We start from the raw sequence: 22,588 nt of genomic DNA, 5'->3' as shown, positions 1-22,588 counted from the left end.
CCTCGGAACCCAAGAATCCACGAACGGCCCAGGTTATGAGCGCAGTTGACACCCTGGCCTGCTGCTGAGTGCTGAGAGCGAAGGTGATGGACGGGTTCCCGGTAGGAGTGCGTGCCGTTGTGCACGCGGCCCCCCTTCACAGTGGTCCAGGTGCAGGGCCCCGTCGGGCCCTGGACTTCGGCGAGGGCGGCGGAGAGTTCGTCGGAGGCTTCGACGACGGTGCGTACGGAAAGGGCAGCCACGAGACGAGGTACGGCGCTGCCCGGTACAGCGTCGTCTCCCGACGAGGGCAGCAGCAAGAGGAGTCGGCTGGGGGAGGCCGTGCTTCCGCCCGCAGGCCGTTGCATACAGCAGCCGACGGCTCAGACTGGGCCATCCCGACCGCCCGGCAACTCTCGGTGCTAGCCTCGGCCGCGTCGAAGTCCGCCCCGAAGAGCAGCTCTTCGGAGTCCTCGCTCTGTGGGCACGAGGACAGATGGCCGGCTCGAAGAGGGGCTCTTCCAGCAGCTCCGGCCGATGGGCGAGCGGTCCACCTTCATAGCCGGATATCCCCATCCTGGGCGGCATCATGCCGTCCGGCCGGTCCACGACGACTCATGGCTCCCAACTCATGTATGCACTGGCTACATTGCGGAATACCCCGGCAAGGAAGGTAGCGGAGCGGCCGGGGCGCGCACCATTTTCCCCATTGGCGCCCGCCTGCCGCGAACCCCCGGCGGTAGGCGACCCGGGTCGGCGAGAAGGGAGGCCCCGCACCGGCCGAGAGGGGAGAGGCGGACGTGACGGCACGCGAGCCGCCAGCGGTGCTGCTGATGGACATCAACGGCTCCGGCGACAAGGACGCCCGAGGCGCAGGACATCTTGACGGGCCCGTCGGCGAAGAACACCGGGAGGCCCAGCCCGCCGTTTGGCAACGGCGACTGGAGGGGAGCAACGGCCTCCATTTCAACGACGGCGGCCTGCCGTCGCTGTAGCGGCTCCATGAAGAGAGGCTCCCTCTGTACCTGCAGGTAACAGGGGTAACCCTTTGCTCCTGGGGAATTCGACGTTCCACAACTGGTCCTCTTCCGGCGGAGATTGCCGCGGGCCGGGGCGGTTACGGTCTGCTGGACAGCGGACTTAGTCGGCCTTTACATTGATCAGCATGCTGCGGCCTCCGCCACGAGGAGCCCGCCGGTGATCTTTTGAGTTCAGGGGTGGGGATCCATGGCGCGCTTGATTCGTGCTCGCGATGTTGTGCTCGGGGGAATCGGGCTCGTGGGTCAGGGGTCGATGGCATACCCGGCCGTCGCGGCCGATCGGTGGAGCCCGCCGACGCGCAGGTAGTCCCGAAGGGTCACGCTTCCCAGCCGAGAGGCCGGCCACCACCGTGCGCGCGGGGTGGGCCGGTCCTTTCCGTCATGCCCGGAATTGCCTTTATCGGCCCTGTTTCTCTGCGTCAGGGCATCAACTGTGGCCGCAAAACATAGGGGTTGTGCCCTGAGTTTATGTGCTGCTTACGATGGCCGAGATCTTCTATTTGGGCGCCTCGTGGCGCGCCCATCATTCGCGCCGGCGTCACCTGGGGTTCTCCGCCCTTCTCCGTCGGCTGCCAACGCACAGAGGATGTAAGCGAGTTGAAAACATTAAGACCGGCCCGCACCGGGATCGCGGGGCTTGTGGCCGCCGCTGTCCTGACCGGGCTGATACAGGGCACCGCGGCGCACGCCATACCGGACGCCCCGCCGGGCAGGCCCAAGTCAACTGTGGAACCGGCCGGTTCGGGGCAGGTCGCCGATCCTGACAAGCACCTCGGGAAGAACTGGCAAACGTCGAAGGACCAGGCCGTCACCGCCGCGGCGGACTCCGCCGGCCTGCGGATCCTCGCCGCGGAATCGGGCCAGGCCTACGCGTGGAAGACCGCCGCCGTCCTCAATGAGCCGGGGATGCCGGCCGATACATGGATCGGCAACCAGTGCGTCATGGACGACTCGCACGTCGCCGCCGTGTACGCCCCGCGTGCGTTCACCAACAAGCCCGACCTGATGCAGGGCGGCGCGTTCACGGCGATCGTGAACACCACGACGGGTACGGTGACGAAGCTGCCGTTCACGGCCACGCTCGCCTATTTCGACCCCACCTGCAACACCACCACGCACACCGCCGCCTTCACCCAGTACCGCGACATGAACGACGCGTCGCAGACGAAGTCGCGGGTGATCACCGTGGACACGTCCGGCAGGACGGTCATGAAGACGGGTGAGCTGCGCGGGCAGGTGTCGTCGGCAGCTCCGGCGAAGGACGGGGTCGTCGCAGGCCTCGGCGGCGACCTCGTCCGGATCGACGGTGAGGGGAAGACCCGCCGGCTCGCCAAGGGCGACAGCGTTCCCTTCGACATCCGTCCCATGGCCGACGGCCGGATCGGCTTCGTGGACCGCAAGGGCACGAAGACCGCGCAGGCAAAGGTGTACACCGGACATGGCGCACCGCGCACAGTAGCCACCGGTGCACTCGGTGACCTCGACCTCGTAACCGGTGCGCAGGGCCGCACCTTCCTCACCGGCCATCCCAAGGACGTCAAGGTGGAGGGGAGCGGGATCACCAGGATCGACGCGCCGGCCGACACCGACGTCTCCTCCCTCGGCCGCCTCGCCGTCGACCCTGTGCTCACCCCCGGCGTCCGCGCCGGACTGACCCGCATCAAGGGCGGCGGGAAGGGCTTTGTCAAGGCGGACGAGCCGGAGGCAGGCGTGCGTGCCCGTTCCGGGAAGGCTCCCGGGGCGGCGGACGCCGACACCACTCTGACCGTCACCTCGACCGTCACGACGACGGGGGACAAGGTCGAGCAGCGGGTGACCTCGGCGCAGCCGCGTCTCAAGGCGGGTCTCTCGCCCGCGCTGACCGGCGGCACCAAGCCGCGTACGCTGATGCCCGCCTCGGTGAAGGCGGGCGGGCCCGTCGACGCGCCCGTCTCGCACGATCCGACCGACACCGACCGCTGGTGCTCGGTCTCCCGCAACGACATGAGCGTTCAGGCGTTGCAGCCGACGCCGAACCAGGTCGAGTGGGCAGTGGACATGGCCGTGCGCGGGCAGCTGCGCGGCAACTGGCTCCGCCAGGGCGGCTACCGCGACCAGGCCGGGCTGGGGACGGTCGATCCGCAGGGGTTGTTCCCCCGCCCCTCGCTGAACGGTGGCGGGCAGATCCCCGCCAACGTCCTCCTCGGCATCCTGGCCCAGGAGTCCAACCTGTGGCAGGCCGAGTCCGGTTCGATCCCGGGTCAGATGGGCAACCCGCTGGCCGCTGTGGACGGCTACTACGGCCATAGCACCAAGGACACCCTGCTCGGCTACTGGCGCATCAACTGGGATAAATCCGACTGCGGTTACGGCGTCGGCCAGGTCACGGACGGCATGCGTCTGAAGGGGCATGAGAAGACGGACAAGGTGACGGGCCAGAAGCTCGAGACGAGCCTCGACCCGAAGCTCCAGGAGATCATCGCGATCGACTACGCCACCAACGTCGCCGCCTCCATGAAGATCCTCGCCGACAAGTGGAACGAGGTCCACACGGACGGGCAGCGGATCACGGTCAACAACGACGACCCGTCCCGCGTGGAGAACTGGTTCACCGCCGTCTGGAACTACAACCTCGGTTTCAACCCCAGGTCCGAGGCCGGCAAGAACGGCGGGCACTGGGGCCTGGGCTGGTACAACAACCCGGCGAATCCCATGTACAAGGAGGGCGCCTGGGACCACCCGTTCATGGACACTTCCCTGGGCAGGGAACACATCGCCGACGCGGCGCACCCGCAGTTCTGGCCGTACGAGGAGAAGGTGATGGGTTGGGCCGCCTGGTCCATCGACACCGGTTTCTCCTACGACACGGACGGCAAGCAGGGGTGGAAGGGTGAGTCCGGCTACGCCACCGCGGGCTTCATGCCCGCCTGGTGGCTCACTCCCGAGAGCCGCTCCCGCGTCAGCCCGCCGCTGGACACCTTCTGCAACAGCAACAACGGCTGCAACGCCGGCAAGCCGATCGACTGCCCCAACGAGGCGTGCTATCGGCAGTTCTGGTGGACCCAGGACAACGTCACCTGGAAGCCGGACTGCAAGGACTCGTGCGGCAACGAGAGCATCAAGTACAAGACGCTCCGCGCCGAGCCCGGCCGCGGCTACCGGCTGAAGAACGGCCAGCCGGCGTGCGGTGGCGCTCCGGACGGCGCCGACGTCGTCGCCTCGATCCCGGCTGGCACGGAGACCTGGTCGGAGTGCGGGAAGGCGTCGTCCACAGGCAAGTTCGAGTTCACCTTCTACCCCGACTGGGACAAGCACTACGAGGCGAAGGCCGATCTGCATTCGGTCGGTGGCGGCCACGGAGGCCACTTCTGGTACACCCACACCCGTAACGACGACCACCTCGGCGGCGACGGCAACCGGATGACGCTCGAGGGCGAGTGGACGGCGGGCAAGTCCTACGACCTCGCCGCGGTCTATGCGTACATCCCCGACACCGGGGCGCAGACCCGGCGCGCCAAGTACGTCATCGACGGAGCCGTCGGCGGTCCGTACGAGCGGGTCGTGGACCAGGACGCGAACAATGGCAAGTGGGTGCCGCTCGGTGCCTACAAGTTCAGCTCCACGCCCAAGGTGAAGCTGACGAACTATACGAAGGACGGCACCGCCGACCAGGACATCGCCTGGAACTCCGTGGCGTTCAAGCCGATCAAGGGCAAGTTCGTCCAGCGGTCGCTGACCGCCGCCGCGGTCTTCGACCCGAACCAGGAGCTGAACTCGAACTGGCCGGTGAATCAGCTCGAAACCCCTGTGCGGTCGATGAAGTCGCTCTACGACTGGGGTTTGGGGCTTGCGGAGCGGGCCCAGCTGTGGGACAACAACGGCAATGGAGTCGAGGCATTTGGTCTGACATACCAGGCGCGGTGCAATGACGCCAAGGCTGTGAGCGAGTGCACGGGCCAGAAGACCTATGACGCGGCCGAGCAGTGGGCGAAGGACATCAAGGCGGGCGGCTGGAAGCCGAACGCCGACGGCTCCGCCCCGGCGATGTCGATCCCGAGGTGGATGGCCATGGCCAACGAGCGTCCCGACCCGTCCAAGCCGGCTTCCGAAGCGTACAAGGACCCGAACAGCTACAAGATCAAGTCCGATGTGAGCGTAACCTTCGTGGTCGGCGAGGATGGGAAGATCGTCGACGGCAGCGTGGGGTCGGACTACCGCGCCCGGGTCGGCAACGCCCACCTGCCCTACTTCGTCACCAAGATCATGAAGGCGATCGAGGCGGACTACGGCATTCCCGCGCCGGACATCGACTACAGCACACAGGACGCGCTGGAGTACGGCGACTTCAAGATCTCCCACCCCTATGAGGACGGGGATACCCCGGGTCAGGCGTACTTCCCGCACTTCCGTGCCGCGCGTCTCGACGACGCCAAGCAGTGCGTGGACTTCCGCGCCATCGGCGGCGGTGTGCACGGCTACCGGGCCATGCTCGGGCACCAGTCGATCAACGACAATGTCAAGGCGTGGGCGGACGCGGTCAAGTCCAACACGGAAACGAACTCTGCGGTGCGGCGGTTCGCCGGGGACGTCTACTCGATGTTCTTCAAGAACAGCGGCTCCTGGAACAACAGCATGTGGGGCTCCATGATCGGCAACGCGCCGCCCATCTGGCAGGACATCGCCGCCGCCTTCTGCGCCGACGGGTCCATCAAGCCGACGCACTACCTGGAGAACGACGACGCGCACCCGTCCAACGGCATCGTCTACCAGTCCTACATGCCCGACCTCTACCTGTACGTCGACGACCGCATGACGGACAACCTCGGCTATCCGTCCAGCCAGCGGATCAGCGGCGGGGACTGGAAGAACTTCTCCAACTTCCCCGGCACCGCGCCCAATGGCAATGCCTACGCCTGGTGCGGTGTGGGCACGCGGGGCAACGGAGGCAACCCGTGGGGCGTGAACGCACCGGTTCCGATCTTCGGTGACGGGCCCGGGAACCGGCCCGGCAAGGTGGTGCACTGCGACGAGCCGGAAAAGGAGTTCGATGTCAACCTCACCCGGTAGCCGGGAGGCGCGGCAGGTGATTTAGCATCACGCCGAGGGGAGGGGGACCGGACCGCATGGGCCAGCCTCCCTCCCCCTTTTTTCGTTCACAAGGAGAATTCCTCGTGGGTTTCCTGTACATGGCCTTCCTCGGCGCTTTCCTCTACCTGTGGTTGGTGATCGTGTTGTGCAGGAAGGTCGCGCGCCGGACGACGAAGAGGATGGGCTGGACCATGGCCTTCCTGCTGATCGTCCTGCCCGCCGTCCTGCTGGTCATCGGGGGGACGATCGATGCCAGACGGGCGGCGGGCTGACCGTCGCCGTCGGTTGTGCGATACGTCGGGGCCGCATCCAGTAAGGGTCGTTCCGCTTTCCTGGACAAGCACTTATGTGGAGTACGGCTTCACCGTCAAAGGGGCATGACCGGGTGAGGTGCCGACCGGCGAGCGAGCATCCCTGGCAGCACTGTTGGTCTACGGGGCCTGCCGCACTGGCTGGAAAGGGTCACTCCAGCGGCCGCCACCACAGGTACAGGACACGTACGGCTGACCTGCTGCAGCCACTTCGAAGTTGCGGTTACCGAGTTGAGACACGGGAGGGGCTTGGGGTACTCGGATCTCCCAATATCGCCCCGGTTCCGCAACCTCCGCCGACGGGCGAGCCTTGGCGGCCGTCTTTCCGGGCCGGCTCGGAGCCTGGCGACATGGCTTCTACGACCGAGTTCGGGTTGAGCCACACGCTCGCCCTTTTCAGGCGGCCCGCTGTCGCATCAGGCGCGTGCGCTCTCCATGGTGTCCGTCAGCCGGGCGGCAGGGGCGCCACGCTCAACAGGTAGGTGCCCTCATGGCGTTGGGGAAGTGAGGCCACTCCCGCCCGCTCCACCACACGCCGGGCCGCGTGCGTGGGGGCGACCGTGCGGTGAGTCAACCAGCGGCCGGTGAACGATGGGTCCGGCAGAAATCCGGCACGGCCGACGAGCGCGGCTCCACCCCGACCGCCTCCATCGGGACGGGGACGGCTGGGGAGCGGGCAATCGCGGCGTCAGCGGCACACCTCCGGAACGCTCAGCCGTGCCACCCTGGCGGTCGTGAGCTCGGTGGCGAATACGCCACGCCGCAGCGGCAGCAGCCGGTGCGCCTTGCAGTGCTGGGTGGGGAGCATCGCGTACTCCTCGCCGAGGACTCTTGTCCACGAAGGGTCGAACCGCACCCGGACGATGAGATCCCGTGCCCGGTCGGCGACGATCGACGACCCCAGCAGCCAGAGGCCGGGTGCCGCCCCCGGCCGGCCGAAGGCCAGATGCAGCAGCCCCGCCGAATGCCCCCGCGGATCACGCAGCCGGTACCAGGTGATGCGTCCGTCCCCGTCGATGCGGCCGAAGGTGCCGCTCCCCGCGCGGGATGTGCCGAGCAGCACCACCCAGACGCCGCCGGGTCCGCTGACCAGCCCGACCGGCGTGCTGCCCCGCTCCGCCGGGATCGGCAGTTGCCAGGTACGCCCGCTCCCCGGGTCGATCCGGAGCAGGGAACTGGCACTGTCCTGGCTGATGTAGAAGTCCCCGCTGACCGGATGCCGCGCCGCGAAGATGGGCTGGGGCTTCGCCTCGAAGAGGCGATGACGCGCCGGACGCGACTGGTCCAGGGCCAGAACCTGGTTGCTGCCCTTCAGGGTCACCCACAACGTGTCGCCGTGCTCGGCGACATAGTGCGGCCCTTGGCCACCCCCTGGAATGGCCAACTCCCTTTCCACCCGGGGTGCGGCGTCCAGCGCATCCGCCCGCGGGTCCACCAGGAGCAGCCGGTTCCCGCCCTCGTGGGTGGCCCAGATCCTTCCGGGGTGCCGTGCGGACACCGCCAGCCCATGCAAGTGGGCGTCCGGCGGGCCAAGGGGAAAGTCCTTGATGCCCGTTACCCGCTCGGTGCGCGGATCCAGACGCAGCTTCACCAGACGGCTATTGGACATCTGGGACACCAACACCATTGGTGCGCCGGGCAGTTTGACGATCTCATGTGTCTCTTCGGCCAATGGCAGCTGGTACTCCACCACCGGCCGCCGGCAGGGCACTTGCGTAGGCTCCCGACCTGCTGCCGCTCCCCGAGGCACCCCCCATAGTGATCCGGCCATGGTCAGGCCGCCCAGTGCGAGTAAACGGCTCTGAAATGTGCGGCGGTCCAAGCGGCTCCCCCCAGCGCGCGTCGCCTCGTCAACGGAACCAGGAAAGCGGCGCGTCCGGGCCGCTGTGGACGGATCCGGGCTGATTCACCCTTTCGGGTAAGCCCGCCGTGGCGAGTTCGGGTAGCCCGCCGTTGCGAGCAACCGAAGCTCCGCGCATTCCCTCCTCGTTCTCGTGCGCAAGCCGGGAACTGTCGGCCTCCGGGCCACGTTCTCGCAGTGCAGCAGTGAAAACGCGTGAGTTCAGGAGGACGTCGATGGGCGTGGCCCTACCCAAGGGCGGCAATGTGTCGCTGTCGAAGCAGGCGCATGGTCTGACCGCCGTGACGGTCGGGCTGGGATGGCAGGTTGGGGCCGGGGGCGCCGGCTTCGATCTCGACGCCAGCGCATTGCTCTGCGATGCGAGTGGCAAGGTGCTCTCCGATCAGCACTTCGTGTTCTTCAACAACCTCCGCAGCCCCGATGGTTCGGTGGTGCACACCGGAACCGGCGGTACCGGTGGGGACAATGAGCAGATACAGGTCGATCTCACCCGGGTGCCCGCCGAGGTGGCACGGATCGTCTTCCCGGTCTCCATCTACGAGGCCGCTCAGCGCGGGCAGAACTTCGGACAGCTCGCCGGAGCGCATATCCGGGTGATCGACCAGCACGGCGGCACCGAGCTGGCCCGCTTCGACCTCAAGGACGCCGCGGCCGCCGAGACCGCGATGGTTTTCGGTGAGCTCTACCGCCATGGTGCCGAGTGGAAGTTCCGGGCGATCGGCCAGGGATACGCCTCCGGGCTCGCCGGCATAGCCACCGATTACGGTGTTGACGTTCTGCGGGAGAGCACGCCCGCGGCACCGGCGCCCACAGCTCCGTCCGCGCCCACCGTTCGGTCCGCGCCTGCCGCGCCCGTATCTCCGGCGCAGGCCCCGGCAGGGCACGCCCCCACCCTGGCATCCGCTCCCGCGATCGCGTCCGCGCCCACGCTCGCCGCCGCGCCCATGATGCCGGGCGCCCCCGCGCCGTATCCGCCCCAGCAGGCACCGGTGAATGCGCCCGCCGGCTGCTTCTTCGACCCCAGCCATGGGCCGGGCACCGACTCGGCGGTGTGGTCACCGCAGTGGGGCGTCTCCCGGCCGGTCGAGGCATGCCCCAGCTGTGCGCAGCGGGTCCGGACCACCACGCCGCCCTTCTACGCCCCTCCGGCGAATCACCAGCCGCCGGTGCAGCAGGGCTATCCGCAGCAGCCCGGCGTGGGGCCGGGCCAACAGGGCCAGCAGGGACGCCGGTTCGGGACGGGGGCGCTCCTCGGCGCCGGTGCGGCCGGTCTGGTGGGCGGTGCCCTGCTGGATGAGGCGCTGAGCGATGACTAGGCGCGGTGTCTGACGGTTTCTGGGCGGGGTGCCTCGGCGGCCGCCTCCCTTGAGGCGGCCCCGTGCCGTCGGTCAGGGGCCGGCCGGCCGACGGAAGAACCCCTGCACGGAAAACCCGTGTACGGAAAAACCCTTGGCGGTCCGCCCGCCCGCCCTCCTAGAGTGATCCGCGTCCAGGTGCGAAGGCAGGACCTACTTCGACTCGTAATCGGGAGGTCGCGGGTTCGAATCCCGCCGCCGGCACACAGGCCGGCGTAGCTCAGGGGACAGAGCACCATGTTGGTTCCGCCGCCTCGATCTCTGGACGCTGGTTTTACGCACCTCCCGGTGCGCGGGCCACGGCTACTTCGTTAATGACCGAATTCCATGCCGTGGCCGCTTTGAACTCGGGAGGCGCGGCACCGGGGCGTCCGGTGTGCCGGTGACGGTTACTTCCTGGGGACGGCAGGCGCGGGTTCGAATCCCGTCCCGGCTTTGGGCCGGTGCAGCTCAGCCAGGCAGAGCGGCCGTTGTTGTGTGTACCGTCGCCAGTCCCTGTTCTCGGACGCCCCCGCCGTGCTTCCCCAATGGATTTGGGGGAACTCATATGGCGCGCTTCAACAGCCGTACGCCCAAGGCGGTCCGTCCCGCCTCGCCCGTGACCACCACCGGGCGCACCCGTACCCACCTCGGCGGCCAGGGCTACCAGCGGGACGACCGCTCCGAGCTGTTCCTGCTCGCGGTCGCCAACTTCGTTTCGCAGCAGACCTATCACGAGAGCGGCACCGGTCGTGATGAGCGGTTCGCCGGACTCGTCCGCAAGCTTGCCGTCCAGGACGCCGCCTGGACCGCGGGTCTGCTGGAATGGCTGCGCGGCGACGGACAGATGCGCACCGCCTCCCTGGTCGGCGCCGCCGAATATGTCAAGGCCCGTCTCGACGCCGGTGCCACCGAGGGCCCCACCAACCGCCAGGTCATCGACTCCGTACTGCGCCGCGCCGATGAGCCCGGCGAAATGCTGGCCTACTGGGTCTCCACCTATGGCCGGAATGTCCCGAAGCCGGTCAAGCGGGGCATCGCCGATGCCGTACGGCGGCTCTACACCGGACGCAATCTGCTCAAGTACGACACCGCGTCCAAGAGTTATCGCTTCGGGGATGTACTCAACCTTGTCCACCCCACGCCCCACCCGGACAAGCCGTGGCAGGGAGAGCTGTTCCAGTACGCCCTGGACCGCCGCCACAATCCGGACAACGCCCTGCCGCCCGCCTCCGACCGCACCCTCACCGCGCACCGGGCGCTGATGGCCGTGCCCGCCGGGGAACGCCGCGCCCTGGTCACCGGTCCCGGCGGCGCGGAGCGGCTGGCCGAGGCGGGTATGACCTGGGAGGCGCTGGCGGGCTGGCTGCAGGGCCCGATGGACGCGGCGGTCTGGGAGGCCGTCATTCCGTCCATGGGCACCATGGCCCTGGTCCGTAACCTGCGCAACTTCGACCAGGCCGGCGTCGGCGACCGGGCCGCCGAGCAGGTGGCCGCCCGGATATCCGATCCGGAGGAGGTCGCCCGGTCCCGGCAGTTCCCCTTCCGCTATCTGGCCGCCTATCAGCACGCTGCTTCCTTGCGCTGGGCCTACCCGCTGGAACGGGCCCTCGGCCACTCGCTGGCCAATGTGCCCGCGTTGCCCGGCCGTACCCTGATCCTGATCGACCGCTCCGGCTCCATGTGGTCACCGCTGTCCGACCGGTCCCAGCTCAACCGCGCCGACGCGGCCGCCATCTTCGGCACCGCCGTGGCCGTCCGGGCCGCCGAGGCCGACCTGGTCCAGTTCGGCACCTCCAGCGCCCCGGTGAGCTACCGCAAGGGCGAGTCCGTCCTCAAGGTGCTGGAACGCTTCGGCAACCTCGGCGGCACCGACACCACCGAGGCGGTGCGCCGGCACTACCGAGGTCATGACCGGGTCCTGATCGTCACCGATGAACAGGCCGCCCATCACTACGCGGGCGATCCCACCGAGCAGGTCCCGGCGGACATCCCGGTCTATACCTGGAATCTGGCCGGCCACCGGCCCGGCCATGGCCCCTCGGGTTCGGCCAACCGGCACACCTTCGGCGGGCTCGGCGACGCCGCGTTCCGGATGGTGCCGCTGCTGGAGAGCGGGCGGAACGCCCGCTGGCCCTGGGAGCGCTGAGTACGAACGCGTCGGCCTCCGGATGCCAACGACTGCCGTGCGGCGGTGAGTTGAGCGCCCCGTGGCAGGCCGTCGGAGCGGAGGCGCCCGGGCCGCGGCGGCTCGGCGGAGGGAATGTCAGACCCCCTCCCTAACATGGCGGGCATGAGGGGATCACAGAGCGGTTCGGCCGCCCAGCTGGTGCGCATCATCCTTGACTCGGCCGGCCGGCCGGGCGGCGGGGGAGAGGCCCGGGGCAGGGAGCGCGAGGTGCGCGCCGTGCTGGAGGAGGCCCGCCCGGCGCGCACGGCCGCGGCGCGCATCGCCGCGGCGGGCGGAGCCGATGAGCGGGTGGCGGGCCGCCTGCGTGAGCTGGTGGAGCGGCATCTCGGCGGCCACGCCGAGCGCTGGCGCCTCCTGCACCAGGCGCTGGCCGGCCATCGGGGCACCCTGCCCGAACTGCTCGCCGACCTGCCGCGGCAGGCGTCGGCAGCCGCGTCCGGCGCGGCCCGCTCGCCCGTCCCGCGCAGCGTGCACGCCACTCTCGGCCTGCTGATGGAGTACGCCCGGCCCGAGCACACGGTCAGCGGGCTGGCCGCCTTGCCCGACCGGACGGTGGAGGGGCTGCTCGCCGGCGGCACACTGCCCGGTCCCGGGCTGATCGACGCCGTCACCAAGTACGGCGACTCCCGTGCCCGCACCGCCCTGGCCGGCCATCCCCGGCTGGACACCCGGGTGCTGGCCAGGCTGCTCACGGTCGGGGATGCCCGGGTAGGGGCCGCCGTCTACCGCAATCCCCGCGCCACGCCCTCCCTGCGCCGCACCCTGGTGCACCGGCTGGACTCCGTTCCCCTGGACCGGACGCTTCGCGATGAACTCACCCGGCCCGGGCGCGAGTTGCCGCGCACCTGGCTCACCCCGCTGCTCGGCTCGGGTGAACCACAGCTGGTGACCAGGGCGTTGAGCGCCGGAGTGAGGGGCGTGGCCCAGCAGTACGCCCTGGTGCGGGTCTGGGAACGCACCGGGCCGGAGGCGGTACGAGGCATGCTGGACGACCCCTCCGTCACCCGGCAGCTCAGCCGCCGCGTCATCACCACCCTCACCAACGCCCTGGCGGAGGCGAACGATCCGGACGGGGCACTGCGCCGACTGCGCGAGCAGTGCGAGCCCTACCAGGATCCCGGGCGGCTGCCGAACCTCCTGGCCACCACCCGGGGCACCAGCAGCCTGCGCGACCTGCTGTCCGAACCCTACGTCCACGATCTGCGCCTTCTCTCCGAAGCCCACGCCAAGAGCCCCTTTATGCCCGCGGCCTGCGAGGAACTGGCCCGCCATGAGGAGGCCGACGATGCCCAGCGCCTGGCCTTCCGGCTGAGCGTGCTCAACGACCCCTGGCGCAAGGACGGCCGACGAGCCGGGAATATCACTCCGCCCGAACGGCGCCTGGCCGAGGAGGTGCTCGACGACGACGCCGCCTGGTGGGCGGAGGGCGTGATCAGAGCCGGGCTGCTCGACCCGGTCCAGCTGGTGCGCATTGCCCGGCCGGCTGCCAGGGCGATGGCCGCGCTCGTCCAGCTCGCCGAGGGCGGCCTGCTCGACGAGACCGCCGTGGCCGAGCTCCGCTCGCTCACCGACACCCATCTCGGCACCCGCCCCGAGACCTGGACCGCCCTCGACTGCCTGCTGCCCGACTTCACCGGTACCGTACGGGAGTTGATCACCGAAGCAGGCACGGCCACCCCGGCCGACCCCGGCACGAGCGCCGAGGCCGGGAGCGGAGAGGCCGAAAGCGAAGAGGCCCCTCCGCGCATGGGAGCAGCGCTTCAGGAGCCGAACGAGCCGCCCTCGGCTCCTCGTCTGCCCCATGAACGGGCCGCCCTCGCCGCCATCGACCTCCTCCGCTCCCTCGCCCCCGCCGACGCCCCGCTCACCACTGACCCCGGCATTCTCTCCTTCCTCGCCCACAGCGACCGTTATGAGACCCCGGGCCTGGTCACCCCGCAATGGCTGGTCCAGGCATGTGCGTCCCAGGGCGTCACGCCGCCCGAGGGCGGCTCCTGGCACACCGCCCCCACCCGCCGGGACGTATGGGCAAACCCCCCGGAAAGCTGGGGTTCCAGCGCCACGCTCCTCGAACACGCCTATACCCAGGGCATCCTGCCCGCCGAGGAGCTGCTCGCCCTCCTGCCCGCCCGCCGTATGCTGCTCCTGCCCCATGACTGGTGCCGGTTCGCCTTCCCCGGTGCCTGGCGGGCCGCGCTCGCCCGTCTGCTGCGCACCGAACTCGGCACCGACCCCGACGCCTGGCTCCAACTGGCCGAGACGGCCTGGAGGTCAGCCGGGCAGCCCGGCACCGGGCCGGGCGCGGGCGGGCCCAGCTGGCTGGAACTGCTGTCACTGCCCGTGGACCGGCCGCTGCGAGAGCCGGCGACATCCGCCTTCACTCCCCGCCCGCGCACCCCCGACGAGGCGCTGAAACTGCTGGAGCGCGGCAATCACCTGTGGGTCTGGCCAATAGGAACCCTGCTGTGCCTGGCCGACGCCGAGGTCATCGACGCCGTCCTGCCCCGCCTCGGGCCCGATGGCCCCTGGCTGCTCGCCGCCTATCTGCTGCGCCACGACCACACCCCGCGCCCCGTCTTCAACCGACTGCTCGCCGACCGGGATCCCCAGGCCCTGCGGATCCTGGCCGCCCAGTCCCGGTGGCTTGACCACGGGCTGGTGGAAAGGCTGGCCGAACTCGACGACGCCGATGTGGACTTGAGCCTGCTGCGCCATACCGGCGGCAACCCTTCCCTCGCCCGCCGGATCGTGGCCCGGACCCGTCGCCCGGCCGCCGGAACGAGCCCCGTTGCGGCGCGTGTGCTGGCCGAGTTGCGCGCCGATCCCTCCTCCGCACCGATCGGCGGCCTGCACTGGCTGTGCTCGGCCGAGCCCGATCTGATCGAGGAGATTCTCATCCGGCAGGGCAGCCAACTGACCCTGGTCCACCAGATCCTGGGCTGTCTGCATCTGCTCCAATACGGCGGAGCGGGCCGGCTTGCCGCACTCCTCGGGCGTGAACCACTGGGCCAGGCCGCCACCGGACTGTGCGCCAAGGCGCTGGATTCCAAGGACCCGGCCGTTGTGCTCCGGGCCCGGCTCGACCGTGAACTCGCCCCGGCCAAGCTGGTCAAGAAGTTGCGCCGGGCCCAAGCTCCCTGGCAGGCGGTGAGCGCGGTGGCCGCGATACCGGTCGGCGTGGACTGGGAGGCGCTGGAAGCCGCGCACCGGGAGGAACCACTGCCGCACTGGGAGCAGTTGATCAACCTTCCGGACGTCCCCGCCGAACTCCGTCTGCGGCATCCGGCGCTGGTCCGGGAGCCCGGGCCGAACGGTCTGCCCCAAGGCGGCGAACTCACCCGGGCCCGGGCTCGCCACGGCCTGGCCGGCCTTTACCACTGCGCACCCGTCACCCAGCTGGACGGCCTGCTCAACTCGGGCATACTCACTGGCTCCCACCTGCTGCACCAGGCGGCCCCGGCCGCGCAGCTGCTTGCCTACCTCAACAGCGCCGCGCGCCGCACGGACGCCCCGGCCGAGGCGGACGCAGCACTGGCCGAGCTCGCCGGACTCGTCCGCTCCTGCCTTGGGAGCGACGCGGAGGCATGGGAGAGGGTGGTCAGGCGGCTCACGGGGCGTGACCCCGACTGGGACTCCATGTCCACCGTGGCGATGCTGCTCGCCGACGGCGACTCCGCCGCTCTGTCGGACCCGTCATCCCGGGGCCGGGCATGACCGAACCCTCCTGCCTCGCCGCGGTCCGCGAGTCGTATGACACCGTCGTCGCCGCCTACTTGAACGACGGGGCGCTCCGTCAGGGGCGCGGGGAACTGCGCGACCGGCCCAAGGCGGCCCGCAGCCGACCACGCACCCGGGCCTGCCGCGCGGGCCGGCCCGGCCGGAGCCCCGGTGGATCCTGACGGGGCCCGGCACGGAACTCGACGGCCGGGGAACTCAGCTGGCCTGGCCAGTCGGCATAAGAGTCACCTGCTGGGCATTCACCCGCGGCGGCAGCGCGGCGATAAAGCCCACCGTCTCGGCGATGTCCTGCGGGGTGAGCCACTCCATCGTTTCCTTGGAGCCCTCCAGCCACTGAAGGGCTCCGTCATCGGTGACATGGCTCTGCAGCTCCGTACCCACGATCCCCGGCTCAAGGGCCGACACCCGCACCTTCTTCGCACCCAGTTCGGCACGGAGATGACGGGAGAGGTGGGAGACATAGGCCTTGGTCCCCGAGTAGACGGCGAAGCTCGGGAAGATGTTCTGCGCCGCGATCGAGGAGGTGTTGATGAGGTCGGCCACACCGCGCTCACCGGCGGCCTTCACCAACTGCGGGGTAAACGCGCCGATGACATTCATCAGCCCGCCGATGTTGATGTCGATCTGCCGCTGCCACTGATCGACGGCCAGCTGCTCGATCGGGGCCGGGAGCATCACACCCGCGTTGTTGAACACCAGGTCGGCATCGCCCAGTTCGGCCGCCACCCGGTCGGCGGCCGACCGCACCGCGGCGGCGTCGGTGACATCGACGGCCAGCGCCAGGGCGCTGCCGCCGTCCTTGACGATCCGGGAAACCAGCTCATCCAGCCGGTCCGTACGCCGGGCCAGAACGGCGACCTGCGCACCCAGCGCCGCCAGGTGTTCGGCGGTGGCTTCGCCCAGACCACTGGAGGCTCCGGTGACGACCGCCACGCGTCCGGTCAGCGGCTTGGCAGGAGTGTTGGAGAACATGAGGGTGCACCTTCCGAAGGAGAGGAGAGGAGAAGAGAGGCCGTGCCGGTTGGCATCGGCCGCTCATCAAGAACACCACCCCCGAGCTCCGATTTTGGGGCCGGAGCAGGCCCTGACCGGGCAGGTCTCCGGAAGACCGGTACTGGCAGGGCCACCCAGGGAGGCATATGCCACGCCAGGTTGATCCACACTGGACGGATGGACCGTAGTAACGAGATCACCGACTTCCTGCGCTCCCGGCGCGCCCGTATCACCCCCGGCCAGGCGGGGCTGGCGGGCGACGGCCGTGCCCGACGTGTGCCGGGGCTGCGCCGTGACGAGGTAGCCCGCCTCGCCGGCGTGAGCACCGAGTACTACACCCGTCTGGAACAGGGCCGCGCCGGGAACCCGTCCCAGGAGGTCGTGGCGGCCCTCGCCGACGCGCTCCAGCTCGACCCCGTGGAGCGGGAGCATTTCACCGACCTGCTGTCGCGTCCGCTACCGGCCCTCCGTACGCCCGCCGGTCCGCAACGGGTGCGGCCGGGCCTGTATCTCATGCTCCAGACCCTGGAACATGTCCCCGCCTTCATCATCGGCCGGCGCACCGATGTACTGGCCGCCAACCGCCTGGCACGCGAGGTGCTCACCGACTTCGACGCCCTCCCCGCCACCCGGCGCAATCTGGCCCGCTACTACCTCCTGGATTCGCAGGCCCGTGACCGCGTAGGAGACTGGGAAAAGATCGCCGCCGAGACGGTCGCCATACTCCGCCTGGAAGCGGGCCGCCACCCGCATGACCGGCGGCTGGCCGACCTGGTCGGCGAACTCACCCTGCTCTCACCCGAGTTCACCACCTGGTGGAACGATCACCGGGTGCTGCGCCGTACACACGGCAGCAAGCACTACCACCATCCGGTGGTCGGCGATCTCCACTTCTCCTATGAAGCCTTGCAGCCGCCCGGCGACCCCGACCAGACCCTGTGCGTCTACAACGCCGAACCCGGCTCCGCCACCGCGGAAGCGTTGCGGCTCCTGGGCAGTTGGACCACTGACGGCCCTCAGGAGCCTGCCCCGTCCACGCGATGAGCGAAGCCGCTCCTTAACTCCCTGGGCTCTGCAACCATTTCACCCCCTCAGGTGTCTTACTGGATGTAATTCCCGTTGACGTGGATTCGGTTCAAGGGGGAGGAAAAGTGATCAATTCGACCATGCGTCGCAGCGCGACCATCGGGATCGCCGCGCTGCTGGCGGGGGCGGGTGCGCTGGTGGCGGCGGCGCCGGCCGGAGCCGCGCCGGCCGCCCGTTCCTCGGCGGTGACCGCTGTCGTGGTGGCCCCGCCGAAGGGGAAGGTGGTGTCCAGGGAGCCGTTGTCGGTCAGAGAGCGTCCCACGACCTCCGCCAAGTACCTAGGTGCGCTCAAGCCCGGTTCGGTGATCGAACTGTCCTGCAAGAAGCACGGGCAGAATGTGCTGGGCAACGACATCTGGTATCTGCTGGCCGCCAAGCCGGGGTATGTCTCCGCGCGTTATGTGAAGAACCTGGCGCCGGTGCCGCTCTGCAAGAAGTAGGAAGCAAGCGGTGGGAAGGGGCTCCGCTCACCGGACGGGGAGCGGGGCCCTCTTCCGCCGGCTGGCCGGAACCGGGCTTGTCCGCAGCCCGTGGGGCCTGATGAGGTGATCAGCGTGTCTGAGGTCAACTCTCCCGGGTCCGGTGGCCGGAGCAAGGTCACGGTGGACGACTATCACGCTGCCGCGCGTCCCCTGGTCGAACCCTCGGCCTGGGATTACATCGACGGCGGCAGCGGCGATGAGGCAACGCTGCGGGAGAACCTCGCCGGTTACCGCCACTACCGGCTGCGCCCGCGCGTCCTGGTCGATGTCTCGCGCTGCGATATGCGCACCACGCTGCTGGGCTCCCCGGTCGCCCTGCCCATCGCGGTGGCCCCCACCGCCTTCCATGGACTGGTCACTCCTGAGGCAGAGTTGGCGTGTGCCCGTGCCGCGGGAGAGGTGGGCGCGCTGATGGTGGTCAGCACCTTCGCCACCACCCGGCTGGAAGACATCGCGCGGGTGGCCCGGGGCCCGCTGTGGATGCAGCTGTATGTCTTCCGGGACCGCGCCGTCAGCGAGGACCTGGTCAAGAGGGCCGAGGCGGCCGGATATCAGGCACTTGTGGTCACCGTGGACGCCCCGGTCCAGGCACGCCGTGCCCGGGATCTGCGGAACACCTTCGCCCTGCCGCCAGGGCTGGCACCGGCCAACTTCGCCGAGGGCCCCGCCGACGGTTCGTCAACCGAGCTGGCCCACCGAGTGGCCGGGCGCATCGACCCGGCCTTCACCTGGGACGATCTGGCCTGGCTGGGTTCGCTGACCCGGCTGCCCATCGTTTTGAAGGGCATACTCACCTCCGAGGACGCGGCGCGTGCGGCCGAGCTGGGGGTGGCCGGGATCGTGGTCTCCAACCATGGCGGCCGCCAACTGGACGGCGCCGTCACGGCACTTGACGCGCTTCCCGAGGTGGTCTCCGCCGTGGCGGGGCGCTGCGAGGTGCTGATCGACGGGGGTGTCCGCCGCGGCTCGGATGCCATGGTCGCCCTGGCGCTCGGAGCCCGGGCGGTGCTGGTCGGGCGGCCGGTCCTCTGGGGCATGGCGGTCTCGGGGGCCGAAGGCGCACGGGATGTGCTGTCCATCCTGGGTGCCGAGCTGGAGACCGCCATGGCGCTCTGCGGACGGCCCGACCTGGCGTCCGTGGACGCGAGCCTGCTGCGTCCGGCACCGTGGCGCACCGCCTCCGGTATCGCCGGGGACGGTATTCTTCCCGGCTGAGTCGGGTGGGGCCCGCGATGGTGTTGTGGCCCTTGTTACCGGGAACTCCCTTACTGGCGCCGCGTGTTCGCCCTCCGGGCGAGCCGCCTGACGGCCCGTCCGCGCCCTGACCCGACCCGGCCGGCGCCGCCCCTCTCCGCGGCCGCGTCGCCAACTGAGCGTGTCACGCCCTTGGTTGGGGCCCCCTCGAATTCGATTGACTTCTTTTGCCGCCATCGCCCAGCATCGGGCGGCGTGTTCGATGCGGTTCAAGCTGTTCCGCTTTGTGGCGGTGGCCTTCTGACGCGGTGACAGTCGTGTCAGAGGTCACACCCGATGGGAGGCGGACGGTGAGACACTGTCGATCAATCGAACAAGCGAGCTACTGGGGGATGGTTGCATGCAGGTGACGATTTCGCCGCGCTTCTCCGAGGTCGATGTGCTCGGCCATGTCACAAACTCGGCGGTACCGGTCTGGTTCGAGCACGGCCGGCTGCCCATTTTCCGGCTGTTCAGCAAAGAGCCGAATATGCGGGACCTCGCCCTCATTCTGCGCCGGTACGAGATTGACTTCACCCGGCAGATCTTCGCGTCCGATGACGTCGTCATCGAGACCAGGGTGGCGAAGGTCGGCACCACCTCGATCACCATCGAGCAGGTTGCCAAGCAGGGTGGTGCCGAGGTCGCCCATGGCACCTGCGTCATGGTCCATTTCGACTACGAAAGGGAGACCACCGCCCGTATCCCGGACCATCTGCGAGCCGAACTGAGCGCCCTCTGAGCACCAGGACCAACCGTGTCAGCCGAGATTGGATTACTGCCTTGAGTGTGTCGCGCAACCTGTTGATCGACCTGGGTTCGTCCGAGTTCCTGGACAACTTCCGGCGCAATATCGACGAGTTCGACAGCGCGCGGCTTCCGCAGGAGCCGCTGTCCAAGGAAAACCTGCGGAAGCTGGTCGAGTTGGGCATATATCTGCCGGCCATCCCACGCGAGTACGGCGGCCGGGAAAGCCATCGGGAGATGTGCGAGATCATCGAGATCATGTCCGAGCGCAATCTGCCCATGGGCATGTACACAATGATCGTCACGGTTCTCTTTCTCCGCAATGTGGCGGCCAGCGGTGATGACGCGCTGAAGAAGGAGGTCTTCGAGGACTTCCTCGACAACCCCGTCATCGGCGGGCTGGCCTTCACCGAACCGAGCAGCGGCTCCAACCTCGCGCGGATGCAGACCACTTACCACGAGGACGGCGACGGGTACCGGATCACCGGGACCAAGCACTGGCAGGCATTCAGCGAACAGGCGGACTGGTGGATCGTCTGTGCCAAGCACCCGGAGCGCAAGGAGTTCGCCTACTTCGCCCATAAGCGGTCCGACGGCGGATTTGTGACCACCGAGGTCTATGACAGCCTGGGGCTGAAGAACCTCGGATACGGCCTGAACACCCTGGATCTGCGGGTGCCGCGCCACTACCGGCTCAACAAGACCAGGGAGAGCCTGGGCGACGCCGCCGAGATCCTGTGCGCGTCCCGGTTCAGCAAGGCCGCCATGGCCAGCGGATTCCTGCGCCGGCTGAGCACCGAAGCGCTGCGCCATGTCAGCACCAGAAAGATCGGTGACGGCACCCTGCACGACATCGACTATGTGCGGTACAAGGTCAGCCGCATCAGGCAGAACTACGTTGTCTGCAACGCCCTTTACCGGCATCTGATGCTGGACGAGGACTACTACACGGACCTGGAGAACAGCATGTTCGCCTCGCTGGCGACCAAGGTGCTGTCCTCGGAACTGATGCTGGAATCGGCCATCGACTACCAGCAACTGTGCGGTGGGGAAGGGTACCGGATGGGCGCGCCGGACAACATCGCCGCGTATGCCCTTCTCGACGCTCGCGTCTACACCGTCTTCGATGGCACCAACGACCTGCTCTGCCAGCATCTGGCGAACCTGTTCCTGCGCCGGTTCCAGCAGTCCGGGCTCCGGTCGCCGCTGGAGTTCATCGGCCGGTTCGGGTATCTGGAAGACGCGTTCTTCCTCCTCACCGACATCAATCTCAGCCATCTCACCGATGCGCCGTCCCAGGACAGGATTGTGATCCTCGGGCGCATTCTCTCCAGAATGTATGGCATCAGCATGCTGCAGAAGTCGTCCGGGGCGGCCGCGCCCAGTGCCCGGCTCGCCGTGGACGAGGCCGACTACCCCAAGGCGATCGCGGTGTTGAAGAACGAGATCGTCGCCCTGGTCAATGAGTACGAGCTGGCCGGCCGGCTCGCCGGGACCGGGGCGGAGCCGGAGGCGATGCGGGCGCACACCACCATGGTCACGGTCAACTCCAAGGCAGGCGTGCACTAGTGGCAGGCGCCAACAAGAGTCTCAAGGTCTCGCTGATCGCCTTAGCGTTTGTCACCATCTATGGATCGGGCTTTGTGGGCGGCCGCTATGGCCTGCCCTATGCAGAGCCGCTCTACTATCTGGCCATCCGGTTCGGCGCGACCGCGGTTGTGCTGTTCGCCCTCATCATGTGCTTGAGGATCGACTGGCCGCGCTCGGGCTATCTCCACCTCATCCTCAGCGGCATCCTGCTGCAAGGGGTGTTCTCGGTAGGGGTGTTCTACGCGCTCTACCGCGGAATGACGCCTGCGGTCTCGGCGTTGATCATCGCCCTGCAGCCCATTCTGGTATGGCTGATGGTGTCGGTCGTGACCTCGCGCAAGGTCCGGCTGCTGTCGGTGCTGTCGCTGATCGGCGGGGTGCTCGGGGTCGCCATCACGGTGTACCGGGGCCTGGAGTCGTCATCGGGGCTCACCCCGGCCAATGTCGCCTTCGGTTTCCTGGGCCTGGCGGGCCTGTCCACCGGACAGTTCTACTACCAGGTCAAGAACCCCGGTGCCCACCCCTTGGTCAATGGATGTGTGCAATCCGGGTCATCGGCCGTGGTGATGCTGGCCGGAGCACTTCTCTTTGAGAAGGGCGATATCCGGTGGACCCCGAAGTTTCTGCTCTCGGAGCTATGGATGTCGGTGGGGGTGTCGATCGGTGCGCTCAGCCTGCTGTTCATCCTGATGCGTTCGGAGAGCGCGGACCGGGTGGCCTCGTACTTCTACGGTGTGCCGATCGCCGCCGGGCTGATCGCCTGGCCGGTACTGGGCCAGCGCCCGACCGTATCGGAGGTCATCGGATTCGCGGTCATCGTGGTCTCGATCACCGCCTTCAACCGCAGCAGCAGACCGCCTCGCGCCGAACGGGCCCCGGTGATCGCGGCTGACAGCTCATTGCCGGCGGCAGACCGCACTTGAGCGGGGTGGGGAC

General features: G+C 68.7%; 15 protein-coding genes. 13 read left to right on the top strand and 2 right to left on the bottom strand.

The genetic code is table 11. The annotated features are described in order from the left end of the window. The first annotated feature begins 779 nt into the window (after window positions 1-779). From CV755_RS34045 to CV755_RS01985, 3 genes are all read left to right on the top strand, one after another. Complete coding sequence (locus tag CV755_RS34045; RefSeq protein ID WP_153068556.1) at window positions 780-974, top strand: hypothetical protein; 195 nt, start codon at window positions 780-782, stop codon at window positions 972-974. Window positions 975-1,487: 513 nt separating this feature from the next. Next, window positions 1,488-6,065 (top strand): hypothetical protein, encoded by a 4,578-nt coding sequence (locus tag CV755_RS01990; RefSeq protein ID WP_153068555.1) that lies wholly within the window; start codon window positions 1,488-1,490, stop codon window positions 6,063-6,065. A 104-nt stretch (window positions 6,066-6,169) separates the two neighbouring features. Continuing rightward, the gene (locus CV755_RS01985; protein ID WP_109278375.1) at window positions 6,170-6,358 is read left to right on the top strand and encodes a hypothetical protein; all 189 of its coding nucleotides are present in this window, start codon (window positions 6,170-6,172) and stop codon (window positions 6,356-6,358) included. Window positions 6,359-7,085: 727 nt separating this feature from the next. On the opposite strand, the gene CV755_RS01980 is transcribed toward CV755_RS01985, so the two are convergent. Continuing rightward, complete coding sequence (locus tag CV755_RS01980) at window positions 7,086-8,108, bottom strand: Vgb family protein (protein WP_109278374.1); 1,023 nt, start codon at window positions 8,106-8,108, stop codon at window positions 7,086-7,088. A 365-nt stretch (window positions 8,109-8,473) separates the two neighbouring features. Here CV755_RS01980 and CV755_RS36600 point away from each other — a divergent pair, with 365 nt between their 5' ends. From CV755_RS36600 to CV755_RS34040, 4 genes are all read left to right on the top strand, one after another. Continuing rightward, window positions 8,474-9,574: a TerD family protein gene (locus tag CV755_RS36600; RefSeq protein ID WP_109278373.1), complete on the top strand. Its 1,101-nt coding sequence runs from the start codon at window positions 8,474-8,476 to the stop codon at window positions 9,572-9,574. A 586-nt stretch (window positions 9,575-10,160) separates the two neighbouring features. Next, entirely contained in the window at window positions 10,161-11,741 is a 1,581-nt protein-coding gene (locus CV755_RS01970) for a TROVE domain-containing protein (protein ID WP_109278372.1), read from the top strand. A gap of 144 nt (window positions 11,742-11,885) precedes the next feature. Next, complete coding sequence (locus CV755_RS01965) at window positions 11,886-15,497, top strand: hypothetical protein (RefSeq protein ID WP_153068554.1); 3,612 nt, start codon at window positions 11,886-11,888, stop codon at window positions 15,495-15,497. Further along, complete coding sequence (locus CV755_RS34040; RefSeq protein WP_153068553.1) at window positions 15,494-15,682, top strand: hypothetical protein; 189 nt, start codon at window positions 15,494-15,496, stop codon at window positions 15,680-15,682. The genes CV755_RS01965 and CV755_RS34040 overlap by 4 nt, the downstream gene beginning before the upstream one ends. 34 nt (window positions 15,683-15,716) lie before the next feature. Here CV755_RS34040 and CV755_RS01960 read toward each other — a convergent pair whose 3' ends face one another. Continuing rightward, the gene (locus CV755_RS01960) at window positions 15,717-16,493 is read right to left on the bottom strand and encodes an SDR family oxidoreductase (protein WP_109278370.1); all 777 of its coding nucleotides are present in this window, start codon (window positions 16,491-16,493) and stop codon (window positions 15,717-15,719) included. 198 nt (window positions 16,494-16,691) lie between these two features. Here CV755_RS01960 and CV755_RS01955 point away from each other — a divergent pair, with 198 nt between their 5' ends. From CV755_RS01955 to CV755_RS01930, 6 genes are all read left to right on the top strand, one after another. Further along, a complete protein-coding gene (locus CV755_RS01955; RefSeq protein ID WP_109278369.1) occupies window positions 16,692-17,558 on the top strand; it encodes a helix-turn-helix transcriptional regulator in 867 nt (288 codons plus the stop codon). 122 nt (window positions 17,559-17,680) lie between these two features. Then, window positions 17,681-18,040 carry an SH3 domain-containing protein gene (locus CV755_RS01950; RefSeq protein ID WP_109278368.1) on the top strand — a complete coding sequence of 120 codons (360 nt, stop codon included), beginning with the start codon at window positions 17,681-17,683 and terminating at the stop codon, window positions 18,038-18,040. A 114-nt stretch (window positions 18,041-18,154) separates the two neighbouring features. Then, on the top strand, window positions 18,155-19,297 hold the full coding sequence (locus CV755_RS01945) for an alpha-hydroxy acid oxidase (RefSeq protein ID WP_109278686.1): 1,143 nt from the start codon (window positions 18,155-18,157) through the stop codon (window positions 19,295-19,297). Window positions 19,298-19,676: 379 nt separating this feature from the next. Further along, window positions 19,677-20,057 (top strand): acyl-CoA thioesterase, encoded by a 381-nt coding sequence (locus tag CV755_RS01940; RefSeq protein WP_109278367.1) that lies wholly within the window; start codon window positions 19,677-19,679, stop codon window positions 20,055-20,057. A gap of 47 nt (window positions 20,058-20,104) precedes the next feature. Next, window positions 20,105-21,631: an acyl-CoA dehydrogenase family protein gene (locus CV755_RS01935; protein WP_241560957.1), complete on the top strand. Its 1,527-nt coding sequence runs from the start codon at window positions 20,105-20,107 to the stop codon at window positions 21,629-21,631. Then, complete coding sequence (locus CV755_RS01930; protein WP_109278365.1) at window positions 21,631-22,575, top strand: DMT family transporter; 945 nt, start codon at window positions 21,631-21,633, stop codon at window positions 22,573-22,575. The genes CV755_RS01935 and CV755_RS01930 overlap by 1 nt, the downstream gene beginning before the upstream one ends. The last annotated feature ends 13 nt before the right edge of the window (window positions 22,576-22,588 follow it).

The sequence above is a fragment of the Streptomyces orinoci genome (assembly GCF_003121295.1).
In the GTDB taxonomy this organism is placed as follows: domain Bacteria; phylum Actinomycetota; class Actinomycetes; order Streptomycetales; family Streptomycetaceae; genus Streptomyces; species Streptomyces orinoci.
The sequence above is the reverse complement of the archived record's forward strand: the minus strand, read 5'-3'. Positions and strand labels throughout refer to the sequence as shown.

Coding starts and splice junctions, on each gene's coding strand:
- CV755_RS01990 (WP_153068555.1), top strand. CDS start 1,488: ATGTGCTGCTTACGATGGCCGAGATCTTCTATTTGGGCGCCTCGTGGC.
- CV755_RS36600 (WP_109278373.1), top strand. CDS start 8,474: ATGGGCGTGGCCCTACCCAAGGGCGGCAATGTGTCGCTGTCGAAGCAG.
- CV755_RS34040 (WP_153068553.1), top strand. CDS start 15,494: ATGACCGAACCCTCCTGCCTCGCCGCGGTCCGCGAGTCGTATGACACC.
- CV755_RS01965 (WP_153068554.1), top strand. CDS start 11,886: ATGAGGGGATCACAGAGCGGTTCGGCCGCCCAGCTGGTGCGCATCATC.
- CV755_RS01970 (WP_109278372.1), top strand. CDS start 10,161: ATGGCGCGCTTCAACAGCCGTACGCCCAAGGCGGTCCGTCCCGCCTCG.
- CV755_RS01950 (WP_109278368.1), top strand. CDS start 17,681: ATGCGTCGCAGCGCGACCATCGGGATCGCCGCGCTGCTGGCGGGGGCG.
- CV755_RS01960 (WP_109278370.1), bottom strand. CDS start 16,493: ATGTTCTCCAACACTCCTGCCAAGCCGCTGACCGGACGCGTGGCGGTC.
- CV755_RS01955 (WP_109278369.1), top strand. CDS start 16,692: ATGGACCGTAGTAACGAGATCACCGACTTCCTGCGCTCCCGGCGCGCC.
- CV755_RS01940 (WP_109278367.1), top strand. CDS start 19,677: ATGCAGGTGACGATTTCGCCGCGCTTCTCCGAGGTCGATGTGCTCGGC.